General features: G+C 62.8%; 35 protein-coding genes. 7 read left to right on the top strand and 28 right to left on the bottom strand.

Translation table 11 applies throughout. The features are described from left to right. Nucleotides 1–43 precede the first annotated feature (43 nt). From KAQ61_RS17715 to KAQ61_RS17705, 3 genes are all read right to left on the bottom strand, one after another. Complete coding sequence (locus tag KAQ61_RS17715; protein ID WP_042418895.1) at nt 44–313, bottom strand: HPr family phosphocarrier protein; 270 nt, start codon at nt 311–313, stop codon at nt 44–46. Continuing rightward, nucleotides 282–743 carry a PTS sugar transporter subunit IIA gene (locus tag KAQ61_RS17710; protein ID WP_042418898.1) on the bottom strand — a complete coding sequence of 154 codons (462 nt, stop codon included), beginning with the start codon at nt 741–743 and terminating at the stop codon, nt 282–284. Before KAQ61_RS17710 ends, KAQ61_RS17715 begins: the two co-directional genes overlap by 32 nt. Nucleotides 744–824: 81 nt before the next feature. After that, complete coding sequence (locus KAQ61_RS17705; RefSeq protein ID WP_244982939.1) at nt 825–1,412, bottom strand: hypothetical protein; 588 nt, start codon at nt 1,410–1,412, stop codon at nt 825–827. Between the two features lie 128 nt (nt 1,413–1,540). Between KAQ61_RS17705 and KAQ61_RS17700 the strand changes: the two genes are divergently transcribed. Further along, nucleotides 1,541–2,044: a TlpA disulfide reductase family protein gene (locus KAQ61_RS17700; protein WP_043387303.1), complete on the top strand. Its 504-nt coding sequence runs from the start codon at nt 1,541–1,543 to the stop codon at nt 2,042–2,044. Between the two features lie 130 nt (nt 2,045–2,174). Here KAQ61_RS17700 and KAQ61_RS17695 read toward each other — a convergent pair whose 3' ends face one another. After that, the gene (locus KAQ61_RS17695; RefSeq protein WP_210930003.1) at nt 2,175–2,636 is read right to left on the bottom strand and encodes a c-type cytochrome; all 462 of its coding nucleotides are present in this window, start codon (nt 2,634–2,636) and stop codon (nt 2,175–2,177) included. A gap of 141 nt (nt 2,637–2,777) precedes the next feature. Here KAQ61_RS17695 and KAQ61_RS17690 point away from each other — a divergent pair, with 141 nt between their 5' ends. The 3 genes from KAQ61_RS17690 (at nt 2,778) to KAQ61_RS17680 (ending at nt 4,998) form a co-directional block, all read left to right on the top strand. After that, nucleotides 2,778–3,461 (top strand): cytochrome b/b6 domain-containing protein, encoded by a 684-nt coding sequence (locus KAQ61_RS17690; protein ID WP_210930002.1) that lies wholly within the window; start codon nt 2,778–2,780, stop codon nt 3,459–3,461. 72 nt (nt 3,462–3,533) lie between these two features. Next, nucleotides 3,534–4,025: a GNAT family N-acetyltransferase gene (locus KAQ61_RS17685; RefSeq protein ID WP_162524762.1), complete on the top strand. Its 492-nt coding sequence runs from the start codon at nt 3,534–3,536 to the stop codon at nt 4,023–4,025. A 400-nt stretch (nt 4,026–4,425) separates the two neighbouring features. Beyond that, nucleotides 4,426–4,998, top strand: a complete 573-nt coding sequence (locus KAQ61_RS17680) for a hypothetical protein (protein WP_210930001.1) — start codon at nt 4,426–4,428, stop codon at nt 4,996–4,998. 89 nt (nt 4,999–5,087) lie between these two features. Here KAQ61_RS17680 and KAQ61_RS17675 read toward each other — a convergent pair whose 3' ends face one another. The 21 genes from KAQ61_RS17675 to KAQ61_RS17575 all read right to left on the bottom strand — a co-directional run bounded on the left by KAQ61_RS17675 (nt 5,088) and on the right by KAQ61_RS17575 (nt 19,779). Next, entirely contained in the window at nt 5,088–5,594 is a 507-nt protein-coding gene (locus KAQ61_RS17675; RefSeq protein ID WP_045265663.1) for a peroxiredoxin, read from the bottom strand. Nucleotides 5,595–5,725: 131 nt separating this feature from the next. Next, complete coding sequence (gene rpsQ, locus KAQ61_RS17670; protein WP_042418916.1) at nt 5,726–5,995, bottom strand: 30S ribosomal protein S17; 270 nt, start codon at nt 5,993–5,995, stop codon at nt 5,726–5,728. A gap of 9 nt (nt 5,996–6,004) precedes the next feature. Next, complete coding sequence (gene rpmC, locus KAQ61_RS17665; RefSeq protein WP_042418918.1) at nt 6,005–6,202, bottom strand: 50S ribosomal protein L29; 198 nt, start codon at nt 6,200–6,202, stop codon at nt 6,005–6,007. 11 nt (nt 6,203–6,213) lie between these two features. After that, on the bottom strand, nt 6,214–6,630 hold the full coding sequence (gene rplP / locus KAQ61_RS17660) for a 50S ribosomal protein L16 (RefSeq protein WP_042418921.1): 417 nt from the start codon (nt 6,628–6,630) through the stop codon (nt 6,214–6,216). A gap of 2 nt (nt 6,631–6,632) precedes the next feature. Beyond that, entirely contained in the window at nt 6,633–7,493 is an 861-nt protein-coding gene (gene rpsC / locus KAQ61_RS17655) for a 30S ribosomal protein S3 (RefSeq protein ID WP_042418923.1), read from the bottom strand. A gap of 16 nt (nt 7,494–7,509) precedes the next feature. Then, nucleotides 7,510–7,842: a 50S ribosomal protein L22 gene (rplV, locus tag KAQ61_RS17650; protein ID WP_042418925.1), complete on the bottom strand. Its 333-nt coding sequence runs from the start codon at nt 7,840–7,842 to the stop codon at nt 7,510–7,512. Nucleotides 7,843–7,851: 9 nt separating this feature from the next. Beyond that, nucleotides 7,852–8,127 carry a 30S ribosomal protein S19 gene (gene rpsS / locus KAQ61_RS17645; RefSeq protein WP_042418928.1) on the bottom strand — a complete coding sequence of 92 codons (276 nt, stop codon included), beginning with the start codon at nt 8,125–8,127 and terminating at the stop codon, nt 7,852–7,854. A gap of 10 nt (nt 8,128–8,137) precedes the next feature. Continuing rightward, nucleotides 8,138–8,962, bottom strand: coding sequence for a 50S ribosomal protein L2 (rplB, locus tag KAQ61_RS17640; protein ID WP_042418931.1), 825 nt, complete (start codon nt 8,960–8,962; stop codon nt 8,138–8,140). 2 nt (nt 8,963–8,964) lie between these two features. After that, entirely contained in the window at nt 8,965–9,279 is a 315-nt protein-coding gene (rplW, locus tag KAQ61_RS17635; protein ID WP_042418934.1) for a 50S ribosomal protein L23, read from the bottom strand. Continuing rightward, entirely contained in the window at nt 9,276–9,899 is a 624-nt protein-coding gene (rplD, locus tag KAQ61_RS17630) for a 50S ribosomal protein L4 (protein WP_042418936.1), read from the bottom strand. Before rplD ends, rplW begins: the two co-directional genes overlap by 4 nt. Further along, a complete protein-coding gene (gene rplC, locus KAQ61_RS17625; protein ID WP_043387293.1) occupies nt 9,899–10,573 on the bottom strand; it encodes a 50S ribosomal protein L3 in 675 nt (224 codons plus the stop codon). Before rplC ends, rplD begins: the two co-directional genes overlap by 1 nt. Nucleotides 10,574–10,780: 207 nt before the next feature. After that, nucleotides 10,781–11,092 (bottom strand): 30S ribosomal protein S10, encoded by a 312-nt coding sequence (gene rpsJ / locus KAQ61_RS17620; RefSeq protein WP_005796953.1) that lies wholly within the window; start codon nt 11,090–11,092, stop codon nt 10,781–10,783. A 25-nt stretch (nt 11,093–11,117) separates the two neighbouring features. Next, entirely contained in the window at nt 11,118–12,308 is a 1,191-nt protein-coding gene (gene tuf, locus KAQ61_RS17615; RefSeq protein ID WP_045265651.1) for an elongation factor Tu, read from the bottom strand. Between the two features lie 174 nt (nt 12,309–12,482). Beyond that, nucleotides 12,483–14,591 (bottom strand): elongation factor G, encoded by a 2,109-nt coding sequence (gene fusA / locus KAQ61_RS17610; RefSeq protein WP_042419053.1) that lies wholly within the window; start codon nt 14,589–14,591, stop codon nt 12,483–12,485. 154 nt (nt 14,592–14,745) lie between these two features. Continuing rightward, a complete protein-coding gene (gene rpsG / locus KAQ61_RS17605) occupies nt 14,746–15,219 on the bottom strand; it encodes a 30S ribosomal protein S7 (RefSeq protein WP_042419055.1) in 474 nt (157 codons plus the stop codon). 169 nt (nt 15,220–15,388) lie between these two features. After that, the gene (gene rpsL, locus KAQ61_RS17600) at nt 15,389–15,766 is read right to left on the bottom strand and encodes a 30S ribosomal protein S12 (protein WP_042419058.1); all 378 of its coding nucleotides are present in this window, start codon (nt 15,764–15,766) and stop codon (nt 15,389–15,391) included. 156 nt (nt 15,767–15,922) lie between these two features. Next, nucleotides 15,923–17,092: a D-alanyl-D-alanine carboxypeptidase family protein gene (locus KAQ61_RS17595; RefSeq protein WP_043385779.1), complete on the bottom strand. Its 1,170-nt coding sequence runs from the start codon at nt 17,090–17,092 to the stop codon at nt 15,923–15,925. Nucleotides 17,093–17,133: 41 nt separating this feature from the next. Next, nucleotides 17,134–17,772 carry an alpha/beta hydrolase gene (locus KAQ61_RS17590; RefSeq protein WP_210930000.1) on the bottom strand — a complete coding sequence of 213 codons (639 nt, stop codon included), beginning with the start codon at nt 17,770–17,772 and terminating at the stop codon, nt 17,134–17,136. Nucleotides 17,773–17,859: 87 nt separating this feature from the next. Further along, entirely contained in the window at nt 17,860–18,204 is a 345-nt protein-coding gene (locus tag KAQ61_RS17585) for a (2Fe-2S) ferredoxin domain-containing protein (RefSeq protein WP_042419133.1), read from the bottom strand. 13 nt (nt 18,205–18,217) lie between these two features. Next, nucleotides 18,218–19,315 carry a VanZ family protein gene (locus KAQ61_RS17580; protein ID WP_210929999.1) on the bottom strand — a complete coding sequence of 366 codons (1,098 nt, stop codon included), beginning with the start codon at nt 19,313–19,315 and terminating at the stop codon, nt 18,218–18,220. Nucleotides 19,316–19,356: 41 nt separating this feature from the next. Next, entirely contained in the window at nt 19,357–19,779 is a 423-nt protein-coding gene (locus KAQ61_RS17575; RefSeq protein WP_210929998.1) for a CopD family protein, read from the bottom strand. A gap of 250 nt (nt 19,780–20,029) precedes the next feature. Between KAQ61_RS17575 and hemB the strand changes: the two genes are divergently transcribed. Both hemB and KAQ61_RS17565 read left to right on the top strand, forming a co-directional pair. After that, nucleotides 20,030–21,040, top strand: coding sequence for a porphobilinogen synthase (gene hemB / locus KAQ61_RS17570; protein WP_210929997.1), 1,011 nt, complete (start codon nt 20,030–20,032; stop codon nt 21,038–21,040). A 96-nt stretch (nt 21,041–21,136) separates the two neighbouring features. Continuing rightward, complete coding sequence (locus KAQ61_RS17565; RefSeq protein WP_183303341.1) at nt 21,137–22,270, top strand: magnesium transporter CorA family protein; 1,134 nt, start codon at nt 21,137–21,139, stop codon at nt 22,268–22,270. Between the two features lie 107 nt (nt 22,271–22,377). Here the strand turns inward: KAQ61_RS17565 and KAQ61_RS17560 are convergent, their stop codons facing one another. Further along, nucleotides 22,378–23,076 carry a dienelactone hydrolase family protein gene (locus KAQ61_RS17560; protein WP_043385700.1) on the bottom strand — a complete coding sequence of 233 codons (699 nt, stop codon included), beginning with the start codon at nt 23,074–23,076 and terminating at the stop codon, nt 22,378–22,380. 122 nt (nt 23,077–23,198) lie between these two features. Here KAQ61_RS17560 and KAQ61_RS17555 point away from each other — a divergent pair, with 122 nt between their 5' ends. After that, the gene (locus KAQ61_RS17555) at nt 23,199–23,831 is read left to right on the top strand and encodes a MarC family protein (protein ID WP_042419072.1); all 633 of its coding nucleotides are present in this window, start codon (nt 23,199–23,201) and stop codon (nt 23,829–23,831) included. A 31-nt stretch (nt 23,832–23,862) separates the two neighbouring features. Here the strand turns inward: KAQ61_RS17555 and KAQ61_RS17550 are convergent, their stop codons facing one another. Beyond that, nucleotides 23,863–24,390: a hemerythrin domain-containing protein gene (locus tag KAQ61_RS17550; protein WP_043385696.1), complete on the bottom strand. Its 528-nt coding sequence runs from the start codon at nt 24,388–24,390 to the stop codon at nt 23,863–23,865. 227 nt (nt 24,391–24,617) lie between these two features. Further along, nucleotides 24,618–24,836, bottom strand: a complete 219-nt coding sequence (locus KAQ61_RS17545) for a CsbD family protein (RefSeq protein WP_042419078.1) — start codon at nt 24,834–24,836, stop codon at nt 24,618–24,620. Nucleotides 24,837–24,843 lie beyond the last annotated feature (7 nt).

The following is a 24,843-nucleotide window of genomic DNA, read 5'->3' as shown; positions in this document are numbered from 1 at the left end:
CACCATGCAAAAAAACGCAGCCTAACTGCTGCGTTGCCCGTGTTTATTGGCCTTCGCCAAACTTGTCGTTGATCAGTGCCACGAGTGCGTCCAGGGCTTCCTGCTCCTGGGGGCCATCGGTTTCCAGCTCCACCACGGAGCCCACCCCGGCCGCCAGCATCATGACGCCCATGATGCTCTTGGCGTTGATGCGCCGCTCGCCCTTGCTCATCCAGACATCGCAGGGGAAGCTGCCGGCCAGCTTGGTCAGCTTGGCCGAAGCGCGGGCATGCAAGCCCAGCTTATTGCTGATGGTGATCTCTGTCTTGACCATGTTCTTTCCGGGAATTCTGGTTGCGTGGGGCATTGCTGGCCGCCACTTGCAGCATGCCTTGCTGACCGCCTGCCAGCGCACGCGCGGCCTGCTCGTCCAACGGTTCGTAGCGGTAGCAGATGGCGCGCAGCAGCATGGGCAGGTTCACCCCCACCAGCAAGCGCGCGGCACTGCCCTCCACCAGCCGGTGGGCCACATTGCTGGGCGTCGCACCGAACACATCCGCCAGCACCAGGGTGCGCTCGGCCCCGCTGTGCGCCAGCAGGGTGCGTGCCGCCTGCAGCGTGTCTTCGGGAGATTCGTTGGGCGGCACATCCAGCACGCTGACATCCTGGGCGCTGTCAGCAAACACGTGCAGCGCACATTCGCGCAAGGCGTGCGCCAGCGGGGCGTGGGCAATCAGGAGGATGTGGTTGGCAGTCGTGGTCATAAGGCCTTAGTCTGGATTGCCATTATGGCGCGCCAGCCACGCGGTGAACGCCGCACAGCGCAACTGTGCTGGCCGATCCGCTCAGGGGCGGGCTTGCAGCACGATGCTGTTGAAGAACTGGCCCGCGATCTTGTGGTGGGCCTTGGGGGCATAGACCACGGCATGGAAGATGCGCGCCTTGGCGCCCTCCTTGCGTGCAAACCAGACGCCGTGGGTGGTGATGGTCCAGCCTGCGGGGCCGACACCCTCCACCGTGGCGCGGATGGAACGCCCCAGGTCCATGGCGCCTGCGGGCACGAAGGGGGCACCGCTCTTGTCGCCCGCGCCTTCACCATCCACGGCCTTGAGGCGGGTCAGCACCGCGGCCTCCCAGAACGCCAGGGCATCGTCGGCCTGGCTGGCGTCATCCAGCACCCAGTGCGACAGGGCGAAGGTGGAATCCACGGCGTCGCAGCCCATCATGTTGACCGGCACGCGGCCCAGGGACATGCCGAAGTCCACCGGCGTGCGGGCGAACTGCGGATCGCACGGAAACTGCATTTCCAGCCCTGCGTCGTCCAGCGCGACGGGGCGCCAGGGCAACTCCGGTTCGTGCTTGCCACAGGCGCCCAAGGCCAGCGCAGCAGCGGCAACCATGGCACAACGCATCAGGGGGAAAATCTTGCTCATGCCTGGATTATCGGCAAACCCCGGACGAACTGGATGCTGAACTTCTTCGGGGTAAACCACTCCATACATGGGCGTGCTGCGGGGATCTGCCTGGGGCCGCATCCCGGCAACTTGGCACAATACGACGTATGGCAATCAAACATCTGGTGGCAGGCGTGGCGCTTGCTGCATTCGCAGGCCTGGGGGGCTATGTGCTGTGGGGCGAGTCCGCGCAGCCCGCGCCCAGTTCGCAATTCGTGCTGCTCGACGGCTCCAGCACCACCACGCAGCAACTGCGCGGCAAGGTGACGCTGGTCAACTTCTGGGCCACCAGCTGCGTGACCTGCGTAGCGGAAATGCCAGAGGTCATCGCGACCTACAACAAGTACAAGGACCAGGGCTATGACACCCTGGCCGTGGCCATGCAGTACGACCCACCCAGCTATGTGGTGAACTTCGCCCAGTCGCGTCAGTTGCCCTTCAAGGTGGCGCTGGACAACACTGGCCAAATCGCCAAGGCCTGGGGCGATGTGAAGCTGACCCCCACCACCTACATCGTCAACAAGCGCGGCGACATCGTGAAGACCTACATCGGGCAGCCCAACTTTGAAGAGCTGCACCAGTTGATCGAAAAGCTGCTGGCCGAGGCCTGAGACGCGCCAGTACCATCTCAAAAAAAGAGCTGCCAGCGCTGGATGGCGTTGGGTTTCGGGCTTTAAAAGCCTTGAAACCCAATCCACACCTGCGCTGGCAGCTCTTTTTTATTCAAATAACCAGGGGCTATCAACGGTTGCGGAAGGCGTCGTGGCAGGCCTTGCAAGTCTGGGCCGCAGGACCGAAGGCGGCCTTGAGCTGTGCCAGATCCCCGGTCTTGGCGGCCGCGGCCAGCTTGCCGGCTTCGGTCACGAAATCCTTGGCATGGCCGTCGAACTTGGCCTTTTCCTTCCAGACTTCGGGCTTGGTCTTGCCCCCCTCGGTGCCTGCGCCGAACGCCTGCCAGGGCAAGGTGGCCAGCGTCTCCAGCACAGCGCCGTTCTGCTTGGCCAGATCGGCGTTGAACTCGGCCCGTCCGTTGGCCATGGCGCCCAGCGAGCCAAAGTGCTGGCTCATCACGAACAAGGCATTCTGGCGGTACTTGACGGCATCTTCGGTCTTGCCAAACTTCAGCGTGTCGGCCGATGCCGTCGCACCCGCCAGCGCCGCATACAGAGCCAGCGCAGCCACGGACAAGGTTTTGAACTTCATGGGGAACTTCCTTTCTCGGTATGAACCAGACAACCCTGGTTGTAACAGGGGAGTATCGCCGCGCCCCGGCAGTTCCCCAACCCTCCGGCATTTTTTGATGCGCCGCAGCATCTTTCCCCTTCCGCCCCGTACATTCCACCCATGAGCTCACCCACCACCACCCGCCTGCGCATCTGGGACCTGCCCACGCGCCTGTTCCACTGGTCGCTGGCCGCCAGCGTGATCGCCCTGATCGTCACCGCCAACATCGGCGGCAACGCCATGGAATGGCACCTGCGCCTGGGGCACGTGGTCCTGACCCTGCTGCTGTTTCGCATCATTTGGGGACTGGTTGGCGGGCATTGGTCACGTTTCACCACCTTCATCCCCGGCCCCGCGCGGCTGCTGCGCCACCTGCGCGGCCAGAGCCGCCCCGCCGACAAGGCCGGCCACAACCCACTGGGGGCGCTGTCGGTGCTGGCCATGCTGGGCATCCTGGGCCTGCAAGTGGGCACCGGACTGGTCAGCGATGACGAAATCGCTTTTGCCGGCCCCCTGGTGCGCTTTGTCTCGTCCGACACCATCGCCTGGGCCACCAGCTGGCACAAAGGCTGGGGCCAGTGGCTGCTGTGGACGGTGATCGGCCTGCACCTGGCCGCCATCGTGTTCTACAGCCTCGTGCGGCGCGACAAGCTGGTGCCCGCCATGCTGCACGGTGACAAGGGCGGCCTGCCCGCCGACCTGCCCGCCAGCCGCGACGGCCTGGCCAGCTGGGCCTCCGCCCTGCTGTTCGCTGCGGCCTGCGCCGTGATGGCCTACTGGGTCTGGACCCGGGCTGCGTTCTAACCACGGTATCCCTGGCTGCGGCATGCCGCTACACTGGGCTTTTGTTTTGCCCTTGAACACCCAGTTTTGAACGTGGACCACCCCAGCGTGGCCGTCGCCCTCGCCGCGACGCCCCAAGACATGGCCAGCGCCGCATTGCTGTTCAGCGAATACGCCGACAGCTTGGCCCTGGACCTGGCCTTTCAAAATTTTGCCCACGAGTTGGCCACCCTGCCCGGCGACTATGCCGCGCCCCGCGGCAGCTTGCTGCTGGCCCATGTGGGCGATGCCCTGGCCGGGTGCTGCGCCCTGCGCCCCCTGGACACCGCCGACTACCCGAATGCGGCCGAGATGAAGCGCCTGTACGTGCGCAAGGCCTTCCGGGGCTTCGGCCTGGGGCGCCAGCTGGCCGAAAGCGCCCTTGATGCAGCGCGCCAGGCGGGCTATGCCTGCGTGCTGCTGGACACCCTGGACGACATGGAGGCGGCGCGCAACCTCTACACCGACCTGGGGTTCACGGCGATCGAACCCTACTACCACAACCCGATTGCCGGGGCGCACTACCTGAAGGTCGACATCTTCTGAACGACCGCCGCACCGGTCCAGACGCCTGCACAGTGCAAGGTATGGCACTGCAGGGACACACGCAGCCAAGCAAGGCACTGCACACGCCACAGGAAGGCTTGATCGCGTGGCGTGGTGTTACGCCGCATTCACCACAGATCCCACACATTCCCGGCAACCGCGTGGGCTCCACCCGCGCTTGTGCAGCCCTCGGGATTTGGCGCATCGCCGCCGTCGGCCTTACACCGCGATCGACACCTTCTTCCACCACATCACACCGCTGACGGCAGCGTGGTGTGTGTGACCGACACGCGGGATCCGCGCTGGATGCGGGAACGCAGCCCGTGAATAATGCAGCAACAGCGTCGATGGCCACTCCCGCACGGACCCGGCGTTGCGACACAGAACCGACCACTTGCCCATGATCCCCACCGACCGCCCCGTGCTGGGCCGAGACCTTGAGACCGTGCGCCAGGCCTTCGGGCTGGCGACCCAGGACATCATCTGGGTGCTCGGCATGTCCATCACCCGCTGGATGCAGATCGTGCGCCAGGCCCCGGATGCGCCGGTCAAAGACCCAGCCCTGGCCCTGCTGGTGCGCTTTCTGGCACAGCACCCGGAACTGGCCGTCGTACCCAAAGTCCCGACGGCTTCGGAAGTTTTCAGCCTGATGAACGAGGCCACGGACGTCGAGCTCAAGCGTTTTGCCACCTACTTTGGCGCCGAGGCATCCGCCTCCTACCGCTGGATGCGCCCCAACGCACGGCCGGCCTCGGTGGTGGTCCGCCTGATGCACTTCATGAAAACCGCCCTGCTGATGCACGACACGGCAGGACGCGCGCACCTGCTGGAGGGCTGGCGCCAGACTGTGGCCGGCGAAGCCAGCCACCGCGGCGTGCCCGATGTCTTCCAGTCCGGGCGCTGGAGTGTGGTGCCGTTGGTGGACAAAGGGGCCCCCTCGTCACAGCTTCCACCAGCCACCACCCCGCCCTAGCCCCCCCCCACCGGCGAGTGCCGCAGCTGGCGCCAAGCACCATAAAAAAAGCGCTGCAGAAGCAGCGCTTTTTTGCAATCCTCGGCGGCTTAGGCCTTGGCTTGGGCCAACAGCGTGGCGGCGTCCGAGACTTCAAACTTGCCGGGGCCTTCGACGTTCAGGCTCACCACCTTGCCGTCCTTGACCAGCATGGAGTAGCGGTTGCTGCGCAGGCCCAGGCCCTTGCCGTTCAGATCCAGGGTCAGGCCCGTGGCCTTGGCAAACGCGGCGTCGCCGTCGGCGATCATGCGCACCTTGCCGGTGGCGTTCTGCTCACGCCCCCAGGCGCCCATCACAAACGCATCGTTCACGGACACACACCAGATTTCGTCCACGCCTGCCGCCTTAAAAGCCTCGGCCTGCTCGATGTAACCAGGCAGGTGCTTGGCAGAGCAGGTCGGGGTGAAGGCGCCGGGCACGGCGAACAGGGCAATCGTCTTGCCTGCGGCAGCCTGAGGCAGCTCCACAGGGTTAGGGCCGATGCTACAGCCATTGCCTTCCACTTCCACGTACTCCATCAGCTTCACTGCGGGCAGCGCGTCTCCAACCTTGATCATTGTGTGTCCTCCAGGATGTGCATCGCCTTGGCTTGTTCCCGTGCGCACAGCGCCGGGCAAGGCGACAAATAAAAAAGCGACCCACATTGTGGGTCGCTTTTCAAGACTATGCAGTCAAAGCGGTTGAACGCTTAAACCAGAGCAGCCTTTTGCACCAAGCGGGTTGCCACCCAGTTCTTGGTCTTCGACAGCGGACGGCTCTCGGTGATTTCGATGGTGTCACCCATCTTGAATTCACCTTGCTCGTCGTGAGCGTGGTACTTCGAGGACTTCACCACAATCTTGCCGTAGATGGGGTGCATCACGCGACGCTCCACCAACACGGTCACTGTCTTAGCGCGCTTGTCGCTCACCACCTTGCCAATCAAGGTGCGCTTGAGGGATGTTTTAGCTTCCGTCATGTCGGCTCCTTACTTGGCGGCTTGCTTTTCAGCAAGAATGGTCTTGGCACGGGCGATCTCACGGCGTGTGGCCTTCAGAGTCGATGTGTTGCCAAGTTGTTGCGTGGCCTTTTGCATACGCAGACCGAAGTGGGCCTTTTGCAGGGACTTCACTTCAGCTTCCAGGGCGGCCACGTCTTTTTGGCGGAGTTCAGCAGTTTTAGTCATGTTGATTCTCCTTATTCACCAATGTGACGGGACACGAAGGTCGTACGCAGAGGCAGCTTTGCAGCGGCCAGGCGGAACGCTTGACGTGCCAGCTCTTCAGGAACACCCACGATTTCGTAGATGATCTTGCCGGGCTGGATTTCGGCCACGTAGTACTCGGGGTTGCCCTTACCGTTACCCATACGCACTTCAGCAGGCTTGGTGGAGATGGGTTTGTCGGGGAACACACGAATCCAGATACGGCCGCCACGCTTGACGTGACGCGAAATCGCACGACGTGCGGCTTCGATCTGACGTGCAGTCAGACGGCCACGGTCGGTAGACTTCAGACCGAAATCGCCGAAAGCAACAGCGTTGCCACGGGTAGCGATACCGGTGTTGCGGCCTTTGTGTTCCTTACGGAACTTGCGGCGTGCAGGTTGCAGCATGTTTATTCTCCTTTACCGTCCGCTGCTGTAGCGGGCGCGTCAGTCTTGCGAACGCGCTTAACGGAGTCAGCGCCGGCACCAGCAGGCTTGTCGCTGCCGTCTACAGGAGCTGCGTTACCGCCTGTGGGGCGGCGGGCACCACGGCCTGCGCCGTCACGGCGACCATCGCGGCGGGGGCCGCGTGGACGACGCTCGTCATCAGGACGGGGAGTCTCGACGGCGGGCAGGTCGTTGCGGCCCAAGGTATCACCCTTGTAGACCCAGACCTTCACGCCGATGATGCCGTAAGTCGTCTTGGCTTCGGAGAAGCCGTAGTCGATGTCAGCACGCAGAGTGTGCAGAGGCACGCGGCCTTCGCGGTACCACTCGGTACGGGCAATTTCGATACCGTTCAGACGACCGGACGACATGATCTTGATGCCCTGGGCACCCAGACGCATGGCATTCTGCATCGCACGCTTCATAGCGCGACGGAACATGATGCGCTTTTCCAGCTGCTGGGTGATCGAGTCAGCGATCAGCTTGGCATCGATTTCAGGCTTGCGCACTTCTTCGATGTTCACAGCAACGGGCACGCCCAGGCGAGTGGCGAGTTCCTTCTTCAGGTTCTCGATGTCTTCGCCCTTCTTGCCGATCACAACACCAGGACGGGCCGAGAAGATGGTGATGCGGGCGTTCTTCGCAGGACGCTCGATCAGCACGCGTGCCACAGCAGCGTTCTTCAACTTCGCCTTGAGGTACTCGCGAACCTTGATGTCTTCGGCCAGCATGCCGGCGAAGTCACGGTTGCTAGCGTACCAACGGCTAGCCCAGTTACGGCTCACAGCAAGGCGGAAGCCGGTAGGATGGATTTTCTGTCCCATATTCTTCCTTTAGGCCTCAGTTACCAACTGTCACGTAGATGTGGCAGGTAGGCTTGCTGATGCGATTGCCACGGCCCTTAGCGCGAGCGGTGAAACGCTTGAGCGTCGTGCCTTGCTCGACGTAGATGGTCTTGACCTTCAATTCGTCGATGTCGGCGCCGTCGTTGTGCTCGGCATTGGCGATAGCGGATTCCAGAACCTTCTTCACGATCACAGCAGCTTTTTTCTGCGTGAAGGTCAGAATGTTCAGAGCTTGATCCACCTTCTTGCCGCGGATCAGATCCGCGACCAGGCGACCCTTGTCAACCGACAAGCGGACGCCACGGAGGACTGCACGTGTTTCAGACATGGTCGTTCCTTACTTCTTGGCCTTCTTGTCGGCGGGGTGACCCTTGAAGGTACGAGTCAGTGCGAATTCGCCCAACTTGTGACCCACCATTTGGTCGGTGATGTAGACAGGCACGTGCTGCTTGCCGTTGTGCACGGCGATGGTCAGACCGATGAACTCGGGCAGAACCATGGAGCGACGCGACCAGGTCTTGACGGGCTTCTTGTCCTTGGTAGCGACGGCCTTTTCAACCTTGGCAACCAAGTGATGGTCAACAAACGGACCCTTTTTGAGAGAACGAGTCATTTGCTACCCCTTACTTCTTACGACGCGACACGATCATGCTTTGTGTGCGCTTGTTGTTACGGGTACGGTAGCCCTTCGTCAGGTTGCCCCATGGGTCAACAGCGTGACGGCCTTCACCGGTCTTACCTTCACCACCACCGTGCGGGTGGTCGATCGGGTTCATGGCAGTACCACGGACGGTAGGACGGATACCCATCCAACGCTTCACACCGGCCTTGCCGTACTGGCGCAGGCTGTGCTCTTCGTTGGCAACTTCACCGATGGTGGCGCGGCACTCGATGTGAATCTTGCGCACTTCGCCGGAACGCATACGCACTTGAGCGTAGACGCCTTCGCGAGCCAGCAGCGTAGCGGAAGCACCTGCGGAACGGGCGATTTGCGCGCCGCCGCCGGGTTGCAGCTCGATGCAGTGGATGGTCGAACCCACGGGGATGTTGCGGATAGGCAGGGTGTTGCCCACGCGAATCGGAGCTTCGGAGCCGCTCACGATGGTCGCGCCCACAGCCAGATTGCGGGGAGCGATGATGTAGCGACGCTCGCCGTCGGCATAGCACACCAGAGCGATGTGGGCCGTACGGTTGGGGTCGTACTCAATGCGTTCCACCTTGGCGGGGATGGCATCCTTGTTGCGACGGAAGTCCACCACACGGTAGTGGTGCTTGTGACCACCGCCCTTGTGACGGGTTGTGATGTGACCGTTGTTGTTACGGCCAGCCTTCTCCGACTGCGATTCCAGCAGTGGAGCATAGCCAGGGCCCTTGAACAGGTGGTCACGCGTCACCTTCACCGCGCCACGACGGCCAGGCGAAGTTGGTTTGAGTTTGATAACAGCCATGATTAAGCAGCCTCCCCAGACAGGTTCAGCTCTTGACCGGGCTTCAGACGCACATAAGCCTTGCGCACGTTGTCGCGGCGGCCAATGGTCTTGCCAAAGCGCTTGGTCTTGCCCTTGGTGTTCACCACAGAAACGCCAGCCACTTCAACCTTGAACAGCAGTTCCACTGCAGCCTTGATTTCGTGCTTGGTAGCGTTTTGCAGCACCTTAAAAGTCACAGCGTTGGACTTTTCGGCAGCCATGGTGGCCTTTTCGGACACGATGGGAGCGACCAACACTTGCATCAGACGACCTTCGTCAAACTTGAGCGTGCTCATGCGAACATCTCCTTGAGTTTGTCGATTGCGCCCTTGGTGATGAGCACTTTCTTGTAATGCACCAGAGAAACGGGGTCTGCGTAGCGGGGTTCCACCACGAACACGTTCTTCAGGTTGCGCGAAGCCAGGTACAGATTCTCGTCGATCTCTTCGGCGATCACCATCACCGACGACTGCAGATTCATGGACTTGAACTTGTCAGCCAGAACCTTGGTCTTGGGAGTGTCAACGGTCAGGGACTCCACCACTGCCAGACGGCCTTCGCGGGCCAGCTGGGACAGGATGGAAGCCATACCGGCGCGGTACATCTTCTTGTTGATCTTCTGCGAGAAGTTTTCTTCAGGCAGATTCGGGAAGACGCGACCGCCCCCACGCCACAGAGGCGAGGAAGACATACCGGCACGTGCACGGCCTGTACCCTTTTGCTTGAAAGGCTTGGCGGTGGTGTGACGGACCTGTTCACGATCCTTCTGAGCGCGCGTGCCCTGGCGTGCGTTGGCACGGTAAGCAGTCACGATCTGGTGGATCAGGTCTTCGTTGTACGCACGGCCGAACACAGTCTCAGGCGCGTCGAACTTGGACGCGGCTTGGCCTTGTTCATTCAGGAGTTCGAGCTGCATTAGTTCGCTCCTTTGGAAGCTTTAGCCTTGATGGCAGGACGCACCGACACGAAGCCACCCTTCGCGCCAGGGATTGCACCCTTGATCAATAGCAGTTGGCGTGCTTCGTCGATACGAACCACGTCCAGGTTTTGGGTTGTCACGGTCACATCACCCATGTGACCAGTCATGCGCTTACCGGGGAACACGCGACCTGGGTCTTGTGCCATACCGATAGAACCGGGCACGCGGTGCGAACGGCTGTTACCGTGCGAGTTGCGCTGTGCACCGAAGTTGTGGCGCTTGATCGTGCCCTGGAAGCCCTTACCGATGGAAGTGCCTTGCACGTCCACTTTCTGGCCAACGCTGAACAGATCGGCCACGGGCAGGGCTGTGCCTGCTGCGTACTTGGCAGCGATCTCTTCGGTCACTTGGAATTCTTTGGTGACTTCACCGGCTTCAACACCTGCCTTGGCGAGGTGACCGGCTTGAGGCTTGGTCACGCGAGATGCCTTGCGTGTACCGAATGTGACTTGCAAAGCCACATAGCCATCGTTCTCTTGGGTTTTGACCTGGGTCACGCGGTTGTTGGACACATCCACCACTGTGACGGGCACTGCGTCCCCATCATCAGTGAACAGACGCATCATGCCCACCTTGCGGCCCAGCAACCCCAGGGAGTTGCTCAGACTCATTTGTTTGCTCCAAAACTTTCGCCGCTGTAACTGCAATTGGCCCAGCGTTGCACCCAACCAGAATGCCCGGTAAAGCGCACGAAAGAAGGTTAATAAAACTTCGCCAGAAAAGCGAAGCCCCAAATTTTAACGCGAACTGCTTTTTCAAGCAAGTTCGCGTTAAAAGAAGACCTTACAAGGCACCGCGAACGGTGCCCGTGCGAGTTCTTATTGCAGTTTGATTTCGACGTCCACGCCAGCAGGCAGGTCCAGCTTCATCAAAGCGTCCACGGTCTTGTCGGTAGGATCGACAATGTCCATCAGACGTTGGTGCGTGCGGATTTCCAGCTGGTCACGCGAAGTCTTGTTCACGTGGGGCGAACGCAGGATGTCGAAGCGCTTCATGCGGGTAGGCAGAGGCACGGGACCCTTGACGATCGCGCCAGTGCGCTTCGCGGTATCAACGATTTCAGCTGCAGACTGGTCGATCAACTTGTAATCGAAAGCCTTCAGGCGGATGCGGATTTTTTGCTTGGACATGTTAATTCCTAGTTTTTTCTAAGAATTAAGCGAGAACCTTAGCAACCACGCCAGCGCCCACGGTACGACCACCTTCACGGATAGCGAAGCGCAGACCTTCTTCCATAGCGATAGGAGCGATCAGCTTCACAGTGATGGACACGTTGTCGCCAGGCATCACCATTTCCTTGCCTTCGGGCAGCTCGATGGAGCCAGTCACGTCCGTGGTACGGAAGTAGAACTGAGGACGGTAGTTGTTGAAGAAAGGCGTGTGACGGCCACCTTCGTCCTTGGACAGCACGTACACCTCAGCTGTGAAGTGGGTGTGGGGCTTGATGGAGCCGGGCTTGCACAGCACTTGGCCGCGCTCCACGTCTTCACGCTTGGTGCCGCGCAGCAGCAGACCCACGTTGTCGCCAGCTTGACCTTGGTCCAGCAGCTTGCGGAACATTTCCACGCCCGTGCAGGTGGTCTTCTGGGTGTCCTTGATACCGACGATTTCGATTTCTTCGCCGACCTTGATGATGCCGCGCTCGATACGACCGGTCACCACGGTACCACGACCAGAGATGGAGAACACGTCTTCCACAGGCATCACGAAGGCGCCGTCCACAGCGCGCTCAGGCGTGGGGATGTAGGAGTCCAGAGCTTCAGCCAGCTTCAGGATCGCGGGCTCGCCCTTGTCGGACTGATCGCCTTCCAGAGCAAGCTTGGCGGAACCACGCACGATGGGGGTGTCGTCGCCGGGGAAATCGTACTTGTCCAGCAGTTCGCGGACTTCCATTTCCACCAGTTCCAGCAGTTCCTCGTCGTCCACCATGTCGCACTTGTTCAGGAACACGATGATGTAAGGCACGCCCACCTGGCGAGCCAGCAGGATGTGTTCGCGGGTCTGAGGCATGGGGCCGTCAGCAGCGGAGCAGACCAAGATAGCGCCGTCCATCTGGGCAGCACCGGTGATCATGTTCTTCACATAGTCAGCGTGGCCAGGGCAGTCCACGTGAGCGTAGTGGCGAGTGGCGGTTTCGTACTCGACGTGCGAAGTGTTGATCGTGATACCACGGGCCTTTTCTTCAGGCGCGTTGTCGATCTGCGAGTAGTCCTTGGCTTCACCGCCGAAGTGCTTGGACAGCACGGTGGCGATAGCAGCAGTCAGGGTGGTCTTACCGTGGTCAACGTGGCCAATGGTGCCCACGTTCACGTGGGGCTTGGTGCGCTCGAACTTTTCCTTTGCCATTGCAAATTCTCCGAATAAAAGAGCAAACCTGTGTGGGGTTTTAAGGTCTGCATCGCATTGCTGATTCACTTCGCACAGGGAACAAAGTGGCACGCGATCGCAGACCGGCAATCTGTGTTGAAAGCGCCACGAGGGCGCCTTCAACCAAACCGTCGATTATGACCGATTTGCTAATTACTTAGCGCGGGCAGCCACGATGGCTTCGGCCACGTTACGAGGAGCTTCAGCGTAGTGCTTGAATTCCATCGTGTAGGTCGCACGACCTTGTGTCTGCGAACGCAGCGAGGTGGCGTAGCCGAACATTTCGGACAGAGGCACTTCGGCCTTGATGGCCTTGCCGCCACCGACCATGTCGTCCATGCCCTGCACCATGCCGCGACGGGAAGACAAGTCACCCATCACGGTGCCGGCGTAGTCTTCAGGTGTTTCCACTTCCACGGCCATCATGGGTTCCAGAATGACGGGACTTGCCTTCTTGGCGGCTTCCTTGAAACCGAAGATGGCAGCCATCTTGAACGCCTGTTCGGACGAGTCCACGTCGTGGTACGAACCGAAGGTCAGCGTGACCTTCACGTCCACCACGGGGTAGCCAGCCAGCACGCCGGAAGTCAGGGCTTCGATCACGCCCTTTTCCACGGCAGGGATGTATTCGCGAGGCACCACACCGCCCTTGATGGCGTCGACGAACTCGAAGCCCTTGCCGGCTTCTTGAGGTTCGACCGTGAACACCACGTGACCGTACTGACCCTTACCACCGGACTGGCGCACGAACTTGCCGTCCACGTCCACCACCTTCTGGCGAATGGTTTCGCGGTAGGCCACTTGGGGCTTGCCCACGTTGGCTTCCACGTTGAATTCGCGCTTCATGCGGTCCACGATGATTTCCAGGTGCAGTTCGCCCATACCGGCGATGATGGTCTGACCGGATTCTTCGTCGGTACGCACGCGGAAGGATGGATCTTCTGCAGCCAGGCGCGACAGGGCGATACCCATCTTTTCCTGGTCGGCCTTGGACTTGGGTTCCACAGCCTGTGCAATCACGGGCTCGGGGAACACCATGCGTTCAAGCACGATGGGAGCGTCTTGCGAGCACAGGGTTTCGCCGGTGGTCACGTCTTTCAGGCCCACGCAGGCAGCGATGTCGCCAGCACGGATTTCTTCCACTTCCACGCGATCGTTGGCCATCATCTGCACGATACGGCCAATACGCTCCTTCTTACCCTTCACAGAGTTCAGAACGGATTCACCCTTGGTCAGAACGCCCGAGTACACGCGCACGAAAGTCAGCTGACCCACGAACGGGTCGGTCATCAGCTTGAACGCCAGCGCAGAGAACTTCTCTTCGTCATCGGCCTTGCGCGACAGCTTGGTTTCTTCGTTGTCGGGATCGGTGCCTTCCACGTCAGGAATGTCGATGGGCGAAGGCAGGTAGTCGATCACGGCGTCGAGCATGCGCTGCACACCCTTGTTCTTGAACGCGGTGCCGCACAGCATGGGCTGAATTTCCACAGCCAGGGTACGGGCGCGCAGGCCGGCCTTGATCTCTTCTTCCGACAGCGTACCTTCTTCCAGGTACTTGTTCATCAGGTCTTCGCTGGCTTCGGCAGCCGCTTCGATCATGTTTTCGCGCCACTTTTCGGCAGTTTCCTGCACGTCAGCGGGGATCTCGGCGTAGTCGAACTTCATGCCCTGGGACGCTTCGTCCCAGATGATGGCCTTCATCTTCAGCAGGTCCACGACACCCTTGAAGTTGTCTTCGGCACCGATTGGCACCACGACAGGCACGGGGTTGCCCTTCAGGCGGGTCTTGATCTGGTCCACGACCTTGAAGAAGTTGGCACCGGTACGGTCCATCTTGTTCACGAAGGCTAGACGAGGCACCTTGTACTTGTTAGCCTGACGCCACACGGTTTCCGACTGGGGCTGCACGCCGCCCACAGCACAGTACACCATGCAAGCGCCGTCCAGCACGCGCATGGAACGCTCCACTTCGATCGTGAAGTCCACGTGGCCGGGGGTGTCGATGATGTTGAAACGGTGCTCAGGGTAGGACAGGTCCATACCCTTCCAGAAGCAGGTCACGGCAGCGGAGGTGATGGTGATGCCGCGCTCTTGCTCTTGCTCCATCCAGTCCGTGGTCGCAGCGCCGTCGTGCACTTCACCCAGCTTGTGGGTCACGCCTGTGTAAAACAGGATACGTTCAGTGGTAGTGGTCTTACCTGCGTCAATGTGGGCCGAGATACCGATGTTGCGATAACGGCCAATGGGGGTCTTGCGAGCCATGATTGATCCTTGATTGATCGTATGGGAGAGAGTCTGCGATCACCCTGCCTTGTGCGCCGGGGCCAGCAGTTCTATATGGGGGTGCCTTGAATCGAGACAAGGCCGCCGGCAAAAATTGCGAGCGGCCCGTCTGATTCAATCTGCGCTCGGCAGATTAGAAGCGGAAGTGGCTGAATGCCTTGTTGGCTTCGGCCATGCGGTGCACTTCGTCACGCTTCTTCATGGCGCCGCCACGACCTTCGGTCGCTTCCAGCAGTTCGTTGGCCAGGCGCTGGGCCATGGACTTCTCACCACGCTTGCGGGCGGCTTCCTTGATCCAGCGCATGGACAGAGCCAGACGACGGACGGGACGCACTTCAACGGGCACCTGGTAGTTGGCACCACCCACGCGGCGGGACTTCACTTCCACCATGGGCTTCACGTTGTTGATGGCAGTGACGAACACTTCCAGAGCTTCCTTTTCAGGCTGCTTCTTGGCGATCAGATCCAGGGCACCGTAGATGATGCGCTCTGCAACCGCCTTCTTGCCGCCTTCCATGATCACGTTCATGAATTTGGACAGCTCGACATTGCCGAACTTAGGATCCGGCAGGATTTCACGTTTGGGGACTTCGCGACGACGTGGCATTTTTTACCTCTATCTTTGCTTCAGTTGGTGTCTTTTCAGGCACCGCGAGAGCCATTCAACAAAAACTCTCACTTACTCGACCCACGCAAGACATTTGCGCTTTGGGCCACTACGTTTGACCGCGCCAGTCAGGCGAATCAAACACCGATTGTTTTCAAGCCAGGGCTGATTACTTGGCCTTAGGCTTCTTAGCGCCGTACTTGGAACGGGCTTGCTTACGGTCCTTGACGCCTTGCAGGTCGAGGGAACCGCGCACGATGTGGTAACGCACACCAGGCAAGTCCTTCACACGGCCGCCGCGCACCAGCACCACGCTGTGCTCTTGCAGGTTGTGGCCTTCACCGCCGATGTACGAGATCACCTCGAAACCGTTGGTCAGACGCACCTTGGCCACCTTACGCAAAGCCGAGTTAGGCTTCTTGGGCGTGGTGGTGTACACACGGGTGCACACGCCACGGCGTTGGGGGCAGTTTTCCATAGCAGGGCTCTTGGATTTGATAACTTCGACCGTGCGGCCCTGACGCACGAGTTGGTTAATGGTTGGCATATATACGTCCCTAAACGTAAAAAACGAAAACGTGAAACCCTTCGGAAATTCCGAAAAGCCCTCGAATGTACCAGTTTGGCAAACCCGGGGCAAGTCGCACGTGATTAACGGCAGCACCCCCAGGAGCCCAGAGGTGCTGCCGTCGGTCTGGAGCCGTTACCGGATCCAGAGACGGATGGAGTCCCACAGACGGCGGAAGAAGCCGCCTTCATTCACGGCCTCCAGGGCCAGCACCGGCAGCTCGGCCGCCACCTGGTCACCGACCAGCACCTTCAAGGTGCCCACCTGCTGGCCTTTGGTGATCGGCGCCATCAGCGGATCGGTGCGCACCAACTGCGTCGTCACCTTGCCGGCGCTGCCCGAGGGCACGGTCACCACGGTTGCAGCTTCGCGGCCCACCTTGATGGTGCCTTGGGAGCCCTTCCAAATCTGCGCTTCTTCCATGGGCTGGCCGGCATCGAACAGCTTGACGGCGTCGTAGGCGGTGTAGCCCCAGTTCAGCAGCTTCTGGCTTTCGTTGGCCCGCGCGTTGTCGCTGGCCGCGCCCAGCAAAATGGAGAGCAGTCGACGCCCGCCCACATTGGGGATTTCGCGGTTAGCGGTCGACACCAGGCAGTAGCCCGCGGCATTGGTGTGGCCGGTCTTGAGGCCGTCCACCGAGGGGTCGCGGAACAGCAGGGTGTTGCGGTTGCGGCTGTTGGCGGCCGGCGTGCCCTGGTAACGGTATTCCTTGATGGAGTAGTAGTGGGTGTACTCGGGGAAGTCGCGCATCAGGCGCATGGCCAGGATGGACAGGTCGCGCGCCGTGGTGTAGTGCCCGGCCTCGGTCAGGCCCTCGGGGTTCTTGTAGCTGGTGCCGGTCATACCCAGCGCCTTGGCCTGCTCGTTCATCAGGCGCACGAAGTTGTCCTTGGTACCGCCCACGCCTTCGGCCAGCGCCATGGTGGCGTCATTGCCGGACTGCACGATCATGCCCTTGAGCAGGTCTTCCACCGCCACCTGCATCTTGGGGTCGATGAACATCCGCGAGCCAGGCATCTTCCAGGCCAGCTCGCTGACGGGCAGGCGCTGCTCCAGCGTGATCTTCTTGGCACGCAGGGCATCGAACACCAGGTAGGCCGTCATCAGCTTGGTCAGCGAAGCGGGCTCCACCTGGGCGTCCACATCCTTGGAGGCCAGCACCTGGTTGGCGGTCACATCCACCAGCATGTAGGTGTGCGCGGCAATTTCAGGGGGCTGCAGCGGGGCGATTTGGGCGCTGGCCCACAGGGGCGCCAGCGCCGCGGTCAGGGCCAGCGTGCGCAAGGAGGAGAAAACAGGCTTCATGAACAACTCGGTTTATCAAAGAATCAACAAGGGGCTAGCGGTCACGTTGGCACGTGACCGGCGCTCAGGTGGCGGACCACCAGCCCTTTGAGCAACGGCAATTGTCCGTGGAAGAAATGACCTCCATCGGGCACAACTGTTACAGGCAGTATCTGCGGGCGCACCCAATCCATCACGGACTGCAGCGGCACGGTGTCGTCCTTTTCGCCATGCAGCACCAGGGTGCGCGCGTGCGCCGCCGGCGGCAGGGAGGCGGGTTCGAAGCGGCTGGCCGCCGTGCCCACCAGCACCACCTGCTCGACGCGGCCCTCGTCCCACAGGGCGGCCACGGCGTGCGTGGTGACAAAGGCCCCGAACGAGAAGCCGGCCAGCGCCAGCGGGCCCTGGGGGGCCACCTGGCGCACCACCTCCACCAGGTCCTGGGCTTCGCCGCGCCCGGCGTCGTGCACGCCGGCGCTGGCGCCTACGCCGCGGAAGTTGAAGCGGATGGTCTCCCAACCGGTTTGCACGAAGGCACGCGCCAGGGTCTGCACCACCTTGTTGTCCATGGTGCCGCCATACAGCGGGTGCGGGTGGGCAATCACCGCCACGCCCCGGGGGGTGCCCACCGGGCGGTCGCGCAGGGCTTCGATGGCGCCTGCGGCGCCGGTCAGGGTGAATCGTTCGGTTTGGGCGTTCACAGCAAACTACCTAATTCATAGCTGTCCGCGCTTGTCAGATCAGCACAAACTGCCAAAAACACTTGCAATGCGGCGTCTGAGTCGGTTTCAGCGGCCAAGTTCCGGCGGCACCAGCAAACGCTCCACCACCTGACCATGCTTGAGGTGCGACTCGACGATTTCGTCGATGTCGGCCGTGTCCACGAAGGTGTACCAGGTGCCTTCGGGATAGACCACGGCCACGGGGCCAGCGGCGCAGCGGTCCAGGCAGCCGGCCTTGTTCACCCGCACCTGGCCCTTGCCGGCCAGGCCGGCGTCCTTCACCGCCCGCTTGCAGTGGTCAAAGCCTTCCTTGGCGCCGTGCAGGTGGCAGCAGTCCTCACCGTTGGGGCGCTCATTGAGGCAGAAAAAAATGTGGCGGCTGTAGTAGCCAGGGGCAGTGTTGTCGCTCATGGTGCTGTGCATTCTAGGAGTCGCCCTGGCGCTGGGACAGGCGCAAGGCCACATACGCGAGCACGGCATAGGGCCAGAGCCAGCCCAGCCACTGACCCAGCCCGTAAAAGCGCATGAACCGGCCCTGCTCCCAGGACTGCAGGGTCTCGGCGAAATACGGGTTCAGCGGCGCCTGGTTGAGCCAGTTCAGCTGCCACATCAGTACCAGCAGCAACAGCACCGCGCACCAGCGGCGCCCGATGGGCAGCAGGCAGACGGCAAACAGCGCCGCCGCCACCATGCCGGCCTGGGTCGGCAGGGTCAGCCAGGCCCAGGCGTGCACCGGCCCATAGGCCATGGCCGAGGACAGCGCCGTCGCCGCCACGCCGGCCACCCCGGTCAGCAGCGCGAACACCGCGCGCCGGCCGCGGTGGACGATCAGCAGGTAGCCCAGCAGGCAGGGCGCCAGCAGGCCCAGCATGACGCACAGCATTTCGGCGCTGGGCATCAGGGGCACCAGCGGGGCCTCGCGCAGCGGCAGCCAGTCCATGAAGGGCGTGCCTTCGAGCCATTCGTCCAGCGTGGTGTCCAGGCGCTCCAGCACCTGCCCCAGGCCGAAGGGCAGCGCCGGCGGGAACAGCAGGGCCAGCGGCCACAGGCCGATCAGCACCAGGCCGCCATGCGGCTGGTGGCCGAACCAGCGCTCGCGGAATACGCTCCAGCGCTCCAGCAGGCCCAGCCACTCCAGGCCCGCCGCCAGCACCGCGCCCACTAGGGCGCCTGCGGCGTTGAGCACGAAGTCCATGTTGGACGGCACGCGCCGTGGCAGGTAGATCTGCAGGAACTCCATGCTCAGCGACAGCACGGCCCCGCACAGCGCCGCCCACAGGATGGCCCAGGCGCGCATGCCGCTGCGCACGCCGCCCAGCGCCAGCAGAAAGCCCAGGGGCACGTAGCCGATGATGTTGGTGTTGACGTCGAACCACGTCCAGTACGGCGGCGGCAGCAGCGCCGTGGCGAACACCCAGGGAGAGATGCCCTGCACCCGCCAGCCTTCGAACGGGAACAGGCTGGCGAACACGATCAGCAGGGTGTACAGCAGGGCCAGCGGCCATGCCGAGGTTTTGAACACAAACAGCCCCTTTCCAGTCCGGGCTCAGACGGTTGCGAGAGTTAGAACGGCTTGACCACCGCGAGGACCACGATGCCCATCAACAGGAACACGGGCAGCTCGTTGTACCAGCGGAACCAGCGGTGGCTGCGCGGGCAGGCCTCGGCCATCAGCTGGCGCAGCAGGTGGCCGCAGCTGTAGTGGTAGGCCAGCACCAGCGCCACCAGCACCAGCTTGGCATGCACCCAACCGCCCGACTGCCAGAAGCCATAGCCGAACAGCAGCCACAGACCCAGGCCCACGGCGGGCACCGCCAACAGGGTGGTGAAACGCAGCAGCCGCTGGGACATGCCGATCAGGCGCTCACGCTCGGCCACCGAGCCGGGCGGCACCATGGCCAGGTTCACAAAGATGCGCGGCAGATAGAACAAACCCGCAAACCAACTGGTCACGAAGACGATATGAAAAGCTTTGACCCACAACATGGACACAGTGTAAGCCCGCCCCTGGCCTGGGCTGGCGCACAAAAAAAGGCCCGGCATCAAGCCGGGCCGAGAAATTCCTCTGGAAGAGGCCTGCTCAGGGAGGTGAAGCAGGGAAAGCAGCAAGCCGCTTTCGAGGCGAAATCTAGCACCCCGCCGCCCCCGGCACACGGGGACTATCCCCAAGGCATGACCCAGCGGCACCCTGCGCAATCCCTCGCCAGCGCCGACCGACAGGCGCACAATGCGCGGCATGCATCTGTCGAACCCTACCCCTTTCCCGCAAAGCCGTCCGCGCCGCCTGCGCCGCGACGCCTTCACCCGCAACCTGGTGCGCGAAAACCGCCTGACAGCCCATGACTTCATTTACCCGGTGTTCGTGCACGAGGGCACGCAGCTGCGCCAGGCCGTGCCGTCCATGCCCGGCGTGGACCGCCTGAGCCTGGACCTGCTGCTGCCCGTGGCCGAGGAGTGCGTGAAGCTGGAGATCCCCTACCTGGCGCTGTTCCCCGCCATCGATGCCAGCCTCAAGACCCCCGACGGCAAGGAAGCCCTGAACCCCGACGGCCTGATCCCCCGCGTGGTGCGCGCGCTGAAAAAGGAATTTCCCCAGTTGGGCGTGATGACCGACGTGGCCCTGGACCCCTATACCAGCCACGGCCAGGACGGCATCCTCGACGAGAGCGGCTACATCCTCAACGATGAGACCGTGGAAGTGCTGGTCGGCCAGGCCCTGGCCCATGCCGAAGCCGGTGTGGACATGGTCGCCCCCAGCGACATGATGGACGGGCGCATTGGCGCCATCCGCGAGGCGCTGGAGCTGCAAGGTCACATCCACACCCGCATCATGGCCTACAGCGCCAAGTACGCCAGCGCCTTCTACGGCCCCTTCCGCGACGCCGTGGGCACGCGCGGCGCCCTGGGCAAGGCCGACAAGAACGTCTACCAGATGGACCCCGCCAACTCCGACGAAGCCCTGCGCGAGGTGGCGCTGGACATCGCCGAAGGCGCGGACATGGTCATGGTCAAGCCCGGCCTGCCGTACCTGGACATCGTGCGCCGCGTCAAGGACGAGTTCGGCGTGCCCACCTTCGCCTACCAGGTCAGCGGCGAGTACGCCATGCTCAAGGCCGCGGCCGCCAACGGCTGGCTGGACCACGACGCCGTGATGATGGAAAGCCTGCTGGCCTTCAAGCGCGCCGGGGCCGATGGCATCCTGACCTACTTCGCCATCGACGCCGCCAAGCGGCTGCGCGGCTTGTAAGCGCCCCTCGCCCGTGTCTGCGTGCGCGCAGACACGGTTTGGATAGCTGCCAGCGCCTGTACAGTCTGCGTTTTGCGGCCATTTGACCTTGTACCTATGCGACTGCTGCTGATCCAGCCTGCCACCAAGCAGGTGCTCGACCTGGGCACCTGGCCCGCGTCCGACGCCCCCCTGCCCGCGCCCGAGGCCGGCAGCTTCTACTGGCTGTCGTGCGAGCGCACCGAGTTCGAGACCCAGATCGCGGCCGTGCAACGCCTGCTGCTGCAGCTGTGCGGCACACCCCTGGTGGACCTGCACATCTCCGACCTGCTGAACGCCCAGATCCCGTCCACCTTCGACTACACCTCGGACTACGACGTGATGCTGTTCCGGCGCCTGGACCTGCCGCCGCCGCCCGCAACCGGCAGCGCAGACGCCGGCGCCCGCCCGGCCAGCGCCCCGCTGCTGAAGAACCTGGACACCGCCCCGGTCGGCTTTGCCGTGTTCGACCAGTTGCTGTTCAGCGTCCACCCCGGCGCGTGCCCGGTGCGCGCCCACCATGTGCAGCGCCTGCTGGCCCCCGGCACCACGCCGGAAAAGCGCGCCGGCAGCCGCCTGCCTGCCAGCAGCGCCGACCTGATGCTGCGCCAGCTGGACCTGATGGTGGACGGCTTCCTCAGCCTGCGCCGCGACATGGCCAAGCAGATGGACCAGTGGCAGATGGCCCTGCTCAACCCCAACTCGCGCTTTCACGACTGGGGCAAGGTGCTGCAGGCGCAGCTGGGCCTGCACCAGCTCAACGAAATCTGCGAAGACCAGCGCGCCGCCGTGCAGGACTGGATCGACATGCTGGAGAGCTGGCCCGAGGAAAGCGAGACGGCCGAGCGCCGCGCACGCGAGCTGCTGCGCGTGCGCTCGCGCGACGTGCTGGAGCACATCGAGCGCGTCAGCCACCACGTGCACCGCATGGAGCTGAGCGCCGAGGCCGCGGTGCAGATGCACTTCTCGGCCCAGAGCAACCGCGCCAACGACATCATGCGCACGCTGACCACGTTGACCGCCATCTTCCTGCCGCTGAACCTGATCGCCGCCGTGTTCGGCATGAACTTCGACGTGCTGCCCCTGGTGCACAAGGAAGACGGTTTCTGGTGGGCCATGGGCGCCATGGCCGGCATCGGCCTGGCCCTGCTGGTGTTCTTCCTGCGCCGCCGCTACATCGAGCGCGACACCCTGATGGGCGAGAACACCTGACAAACTGGGAGCACCCCGCGCGCACCCGCGCTGGGTTTGCGAGTTAAAACACGCCAAAACCTAGGCATGGCACGCGCCAACCGCTCTCCTTTTGCATCAGACCCGCATCAGGCCCGCGCCAGGTGCTGGTCGAAGAAGGCCAGCGTGCGGTCCTTGGCCTGGATGGCGCTGGTCTCGTCGTAGCTGCCGCGCTGGTCGCAGTTGAAACCATGGTCGGCGTCGTACACATGCACCTGCACCCCGGGGTGCGCCCGGCTGAAGGCCTGCACGCCGTCCAGCGCAATGTGCGCATCGCGCGCGCCAAAGTGGGCCAGCACCGGCACGCGCGGCGTGCGCGCCAGCTCCGGCGACACGGTCATGCCCCCGCCGTAGTAGCACACGGCGGCCGACAGCTCGCTCACCCGTTCGGCCGCGCGCCAGGCCAGCAGCCCGCCCCAGCAAAAGCCCACCATGCCCACGCCGGCCACGCCGTCCTGCTGCAGGGCCCATTGCGCCGCGGCGCGGATGTCCTGCAGCACGCCCTCGCCCGGCAGGGCCTCGGCCGCGGCCTTCAAGGCCTTGCCGCGCGCCATGCCCTCGGCGTCATAGCCCAGCTGCACATCGAACTCCAGCCGCGTGAACAGCGCCGGGGCGATCGCCACGAAACCGCGTGCTGCCAGGCGGTCGGTCACGGCGCGGATGTGGCTGTTGACGCCGAAAATCTCCTGCGCCACCACCACGGCCCCGCGCACCGGGCCCTCGGGCCGGGCCACCCAGGCCGGCACCGCCGTGCCATCGGCGGCGGTCAGTGAAATAAAGCTGCCCATGGATCGCATCTCCTTGTTATCGTTGGGCGGCCTGCCGTGTCCCTGCCGGCCGCAACACTGGCAACTTTAAGCAATCTGCGTTCCACTGAGAACCTGTCCACCCTTCCCCGCACTGCCCGCCCATGGATCTGAAACCGCTGATCACCCTGGTTGCCATCGTCAATCCGCTGGCCATCGTGCCGTTTTTCATCCACTACACGCAAGGCTTCGATGCTGCGCAGCGTGCCCAGACCATCCGCACGGCGTCGTTCAGCGCCTTCGTGGTGATCGCCGCCTGCGCGCTGATCGGCCTGCAGGTGCTGGATTTCTTCAACATCTCGCTGCAGAGCTTCCAGGTCGGCGGCGGCCTGCTGCTGCTGATCAGCGCGATGAACATGCTCAACGCGCGCCCGGCCGAAGACCGGCGCCACGAGGACACGCTGGAAGCGGGGGTCGAGAAGGCCGCCATGGGCAACAGCATCGCCGTGGTGCCGCTGACGATCCCGCTGCTCACCGGACCGGCCGCCATGTCAACCGTGGTGATCTACGCCGACCAGGCGGCCACTTTCTGGCAGCACCTGGCCCTGGTGGGCTATGGGGTGGTGGTGGCGGCCGCGGTGTGGGCCAGCTTTTCCATGGCCGAACCGATTGCCCGCGTGCTGGGCAAGACCGGCATCAACGTGATGACGCGGCTGATGGGCCTGATCCTGGCCGCCCTGGCCGTGGAAGTGATGGCCGGGGGCCTGATGAAAATTTTCCCTGCGCTGGCGGGCTGACAGCGCGTGCCGGCCGGCACAGGGGCGGCACTCAGACCGCCGACTGTGCCACCTTGTCGGCCTGGGCGCCGTGCTGGGCGTGGTCGTCCGGGGTGGAGCAGGCCCCGCCGCAGCCGCTGATGGGCTGCGCCGGCAGGGCATCGCTGTGCAGCAGGGCGCCGCTGGCGGGGTCAAAGCCCACGCTCTGCATGTGCTGGGCCAGGGCCGCATCCATGGTCTGGGCGTGGTAGCTGAACCAGGAGGCCAGCTCCGGCGTCATGCCGCGGATCATGCTGTAGTCCCCCTCGTCCCCGCGCTTGCCACCTTCTCGCATGATGTCCAGCACCACCTTGTGCTGCGTGGCGTGGCAGTTGCCCGTGGCAAAGCCGGTGGCCAGCATCCAGCGGTCTTCCTGTCCGAAGTGCTCCTCGGTGTGTGCCACCAGCGCCTGCCACACCGGCATCAGGGCCTCGTCCGGCGTGGCTTCCACCTGCGCCATCAGGTCCACGAACTCCTTGTGCGTTTCGTCCATGACTGGAACGTTCAACTCCAGGGCCGTGCTCCATTCCAATGTCGCCATAGCGCCCTCCTTCGTCCAAACTGTGCAAAGCCGAAAGCTTACGAAGCCTATCTCGTAGGGGTTTGAGACAGGTCAAAGCCCGGCCGGCACAGGGCGGCGGCCTACAGGCACCACCGGGCCAGACGGCAAAAAGCCCCGCATGCGGGGCTGGGGCTGACACAGGGTGGGTGCGCGCCTGCGGGCGGGATCGCGCCCGGGGACGACGCCCCCCTGCGGGCGACTATGGATCAGCGGTCAAAACGGAAGTCGGGGTGGCGCTTGTGCCATTCGGCCAGCTGCTTTTCCGCCTCTTCCTTGGCCAGGCCATGGCGCTCCTGCAGCTTGCCCAGGAACTGGTCGCGCTTGCCGGCGATCACGTCCACATCGTCGTCGGTCAGCTTGCCCCACTGCTCGCGAATCTTGCCCTTGAATTGCTTCCAGTTTCCTTGGATACGGTCTTCATTCATGGAATTT

Origin of the sequence: Comamonas aquatica (genome assembly GCF_018064205.1) — a bacterium.
Taxonomy (GTDB): domain Bacteria; phylum Pseudomonadota; class Gammaproteobacteria; order Burkholderiales; family Burkholderiaceae_C; genus Comamonas; species Comamonas aquatica.
The sequence above is the reverse complement of the archived record's forward strand: the minus strand, read 5'-3'. Positions and strand labels throughout refer to the sequence as shown.

Coding starts and splice junctions, on each gene's coding strand:
- KAQ61_RS17715 (WP_042418895.1), bottom strand. CDS start 313: ATGGTCAAGACAGAGATCACCATCAGCAATAAGCTGGGCTTGCATGCC.
- KAQ61_RS17710 (WP_042418898.1), bottom strand. CDS start 743: ATGACCACGACTGCCAACCACATCCTCCTGATTGCCCACGCCCCGCTG.
- KAQ61_RS17705 (WP_244982939.1), bottom strand. CDS start 1,412: ATGAGCAAGATTTTCCCCCTGATGCGTTGTGCCATGGTTGCCGCTGCT.
- KAQ61_RS17700 (WP_043387303.1), top strand. CDS start 1,541: ATGGCAATCAAACATCTGGTGGCAGGCGTGGCGCTTGCTGCATTCGCA.
- KAQ61_RS17695 (WP_210930003.1), bottom strand. CDS start 2,636: ATGAAGTTCAAAACCTTGTCCGTGGCTGCGCTGGCTCTGTATGCGGCG.
- KAQ61_RS17690 (WP_210930002.1), top strand. CDS start 2,778: ATGAGCTCACCCACCACCACCCGCCTGCGCATCTGGGACCTGCCCACG.
- KAQ61_RS17680 (WP_210930001.1), top strand. CDS start 4,426: ATGATCCCCACCGACCGCCCCGTGCTGGGCCGAGACCTTGAGACCGTG.
- KAQ61_RS17675 (WP_045265663.1), bottom strand. CDS start 5,594: ATGATCAAGGTTGGAGACGCGCTGCCCGCAGTGAAGCTGATGGAGTAC.
- rpsQ (WP_042418916.1), bottom strand. CDS start 5,995: ATGACGGAAGCTAAAACATCCCTCAAGCGCACCTTGATTGGCAAGGTG.
- rpmC (WP_042418918.1), bottom strand. CDS start 6,202: ATGACTAAAACTGCTGAACTCCGCCAAAAAGACGTGGCCGCCCTGGAA.
- rplP (WP_042418921.1), bottom strand. CDS start 6,630: ATGCTGCAACCTGCACGCCGCAAGTTCCGTAAGGAACACAAAGGCCGC.
- rpsC (WP_042418923.1), bottom strand. CDS start 7,493: ATGGGACAGAAAATCCATCCTACCGGCTTCCGCCTTGCTGTGAGCCGT.
- rplV (WP_042418925.1), bottom strand. CDS start 7,842: ATGTCTGAAACACGTGCAGTCCTCCGTGGCGTCCGCTTGTCGGTTGAC.
- rpsS (WP_042418928.1), bottom strand. CDS start 8,127: ATGACTCGTTCTCTCAAAAAGGGTCCGTTTGTTGACCATCACTTGGTT.
- rplB (WP_042418931.1), bottom strand. CDS start 8,962: ATGGCTGTTATCAAACTCAAACCAACTTCGCCTGGCCGTCGTGGCGCG.
- rplW (WP_042418934.1), bottom strand. CDS start 9,279: ATGAGCACGCTCAAGTTTGACGAAGGTCGTCTGATGCAAGTGTTGGTC.
- rplD (WP_042418936.1), bottom strand. CDS start 9,899: ATGCAGCTCGAACTCCTGAATGAACAAGGCCAAGCCGCGTCCAAGTTC.
- rplC (WP_043387293.1), bottom strand. CDS start 10,573: ATGAGTCTGAGCAACTCCCTGGGGTTGCTGGGCCGCAAGGTGGGCATG.
- rpsJ (WP_005796953.1), bottom strand. CDS start 11,092: ATGTCCAAGCAAAAAATCCGCATCCGCCTGAAGGCTTTCGATTACAAG.
- tuf (WP_045265651.1), bottom strand. CDS start 12,308: ATGGCAAAGGAAAAGTTCGAGCGCACCAAGCCCCACGTGAACGTGGGC.
- fusA (WP_042419053.1), bottom strand. CDS start 14,591: ATGGCTCGCAAGACCCCCATTGGCCGTTATCGCAACATCGGTATCTCG.
- rpsG (WP_042419055.1), bottom strand. CDS start 15,219: ATGCCACGTCGTCGCGAAGTCCCCAAACGTGAAATCCTGCCGGATCCT.
- rpsL (WP_042419058.1), bottom strand. CDS start 15,766: ATGCCAACCATTAACCAACTCGTGCGTCAGGGCCGCACGGTCGAAGTT.
- KAQ61_RS17595 (WP_043385779.1), bottom strand. CDS start 17,092: ATGAAGCCTGTTTTCTCCTCCTTGCGCACGCTGGCCCTGACCGCGGCG.
- KAQ61_RS17585 (WP_042419133.1), bottom strand. CDS start 18,204: ATGAGCGACAACACTGCCCCTGGCTACTACAGCCGCCACATTTTTTTC.
- KAQ61_RS17575 (WP_210929998.1), bottom strand. CDS start 19,779: ATGTTGTGGGTCAAAGCTTTTCATATCGTCTTCGTGACCAGTTGGTTT.
- hemB (WP_210929997.1), top strand. CDS start 20,030: ATGCATCTGTCGAACCCTACCCCTTTCCCGCAAAGCCGTCCGCGCCGC.
- KAQ61_RS17565 (WP_183303341.1), top strand. CDS start 21,137: ATGCGACTGCTGCTGATCCAGCCTGCCACCAAGCAGGTGCTCGACCTG.
- KAQ61_RS17560 (WP_043385700.1), bottom strand. CDS start 23,076: ATGGGCAGCTTTATTTCACTGACCGCCGCCGATGGCACGGCGGTGCCG.
- KAQ61_RS17555 (WP_042419072.1), top strand. CDS start 23,199: ATGGATCTGAAACCGCTGATCACCCTGGTTGCCATCGTCAATCCGCTG.
- KAQ61_RS17550 (WP_043385696.1), bottom strand. CDS start 24,390: ATGGCGACATTGGAATGGAGCACGGCCCTGGAGTTGAACGTTCCAGTC.
- KAQ61_RS17545 (WP_042419078.1), bottom strand. CDS start 24,836: ATGAATGAAGACCGTATCCAAGGAAACTGGAAGCAATTCAAGGGCAAG.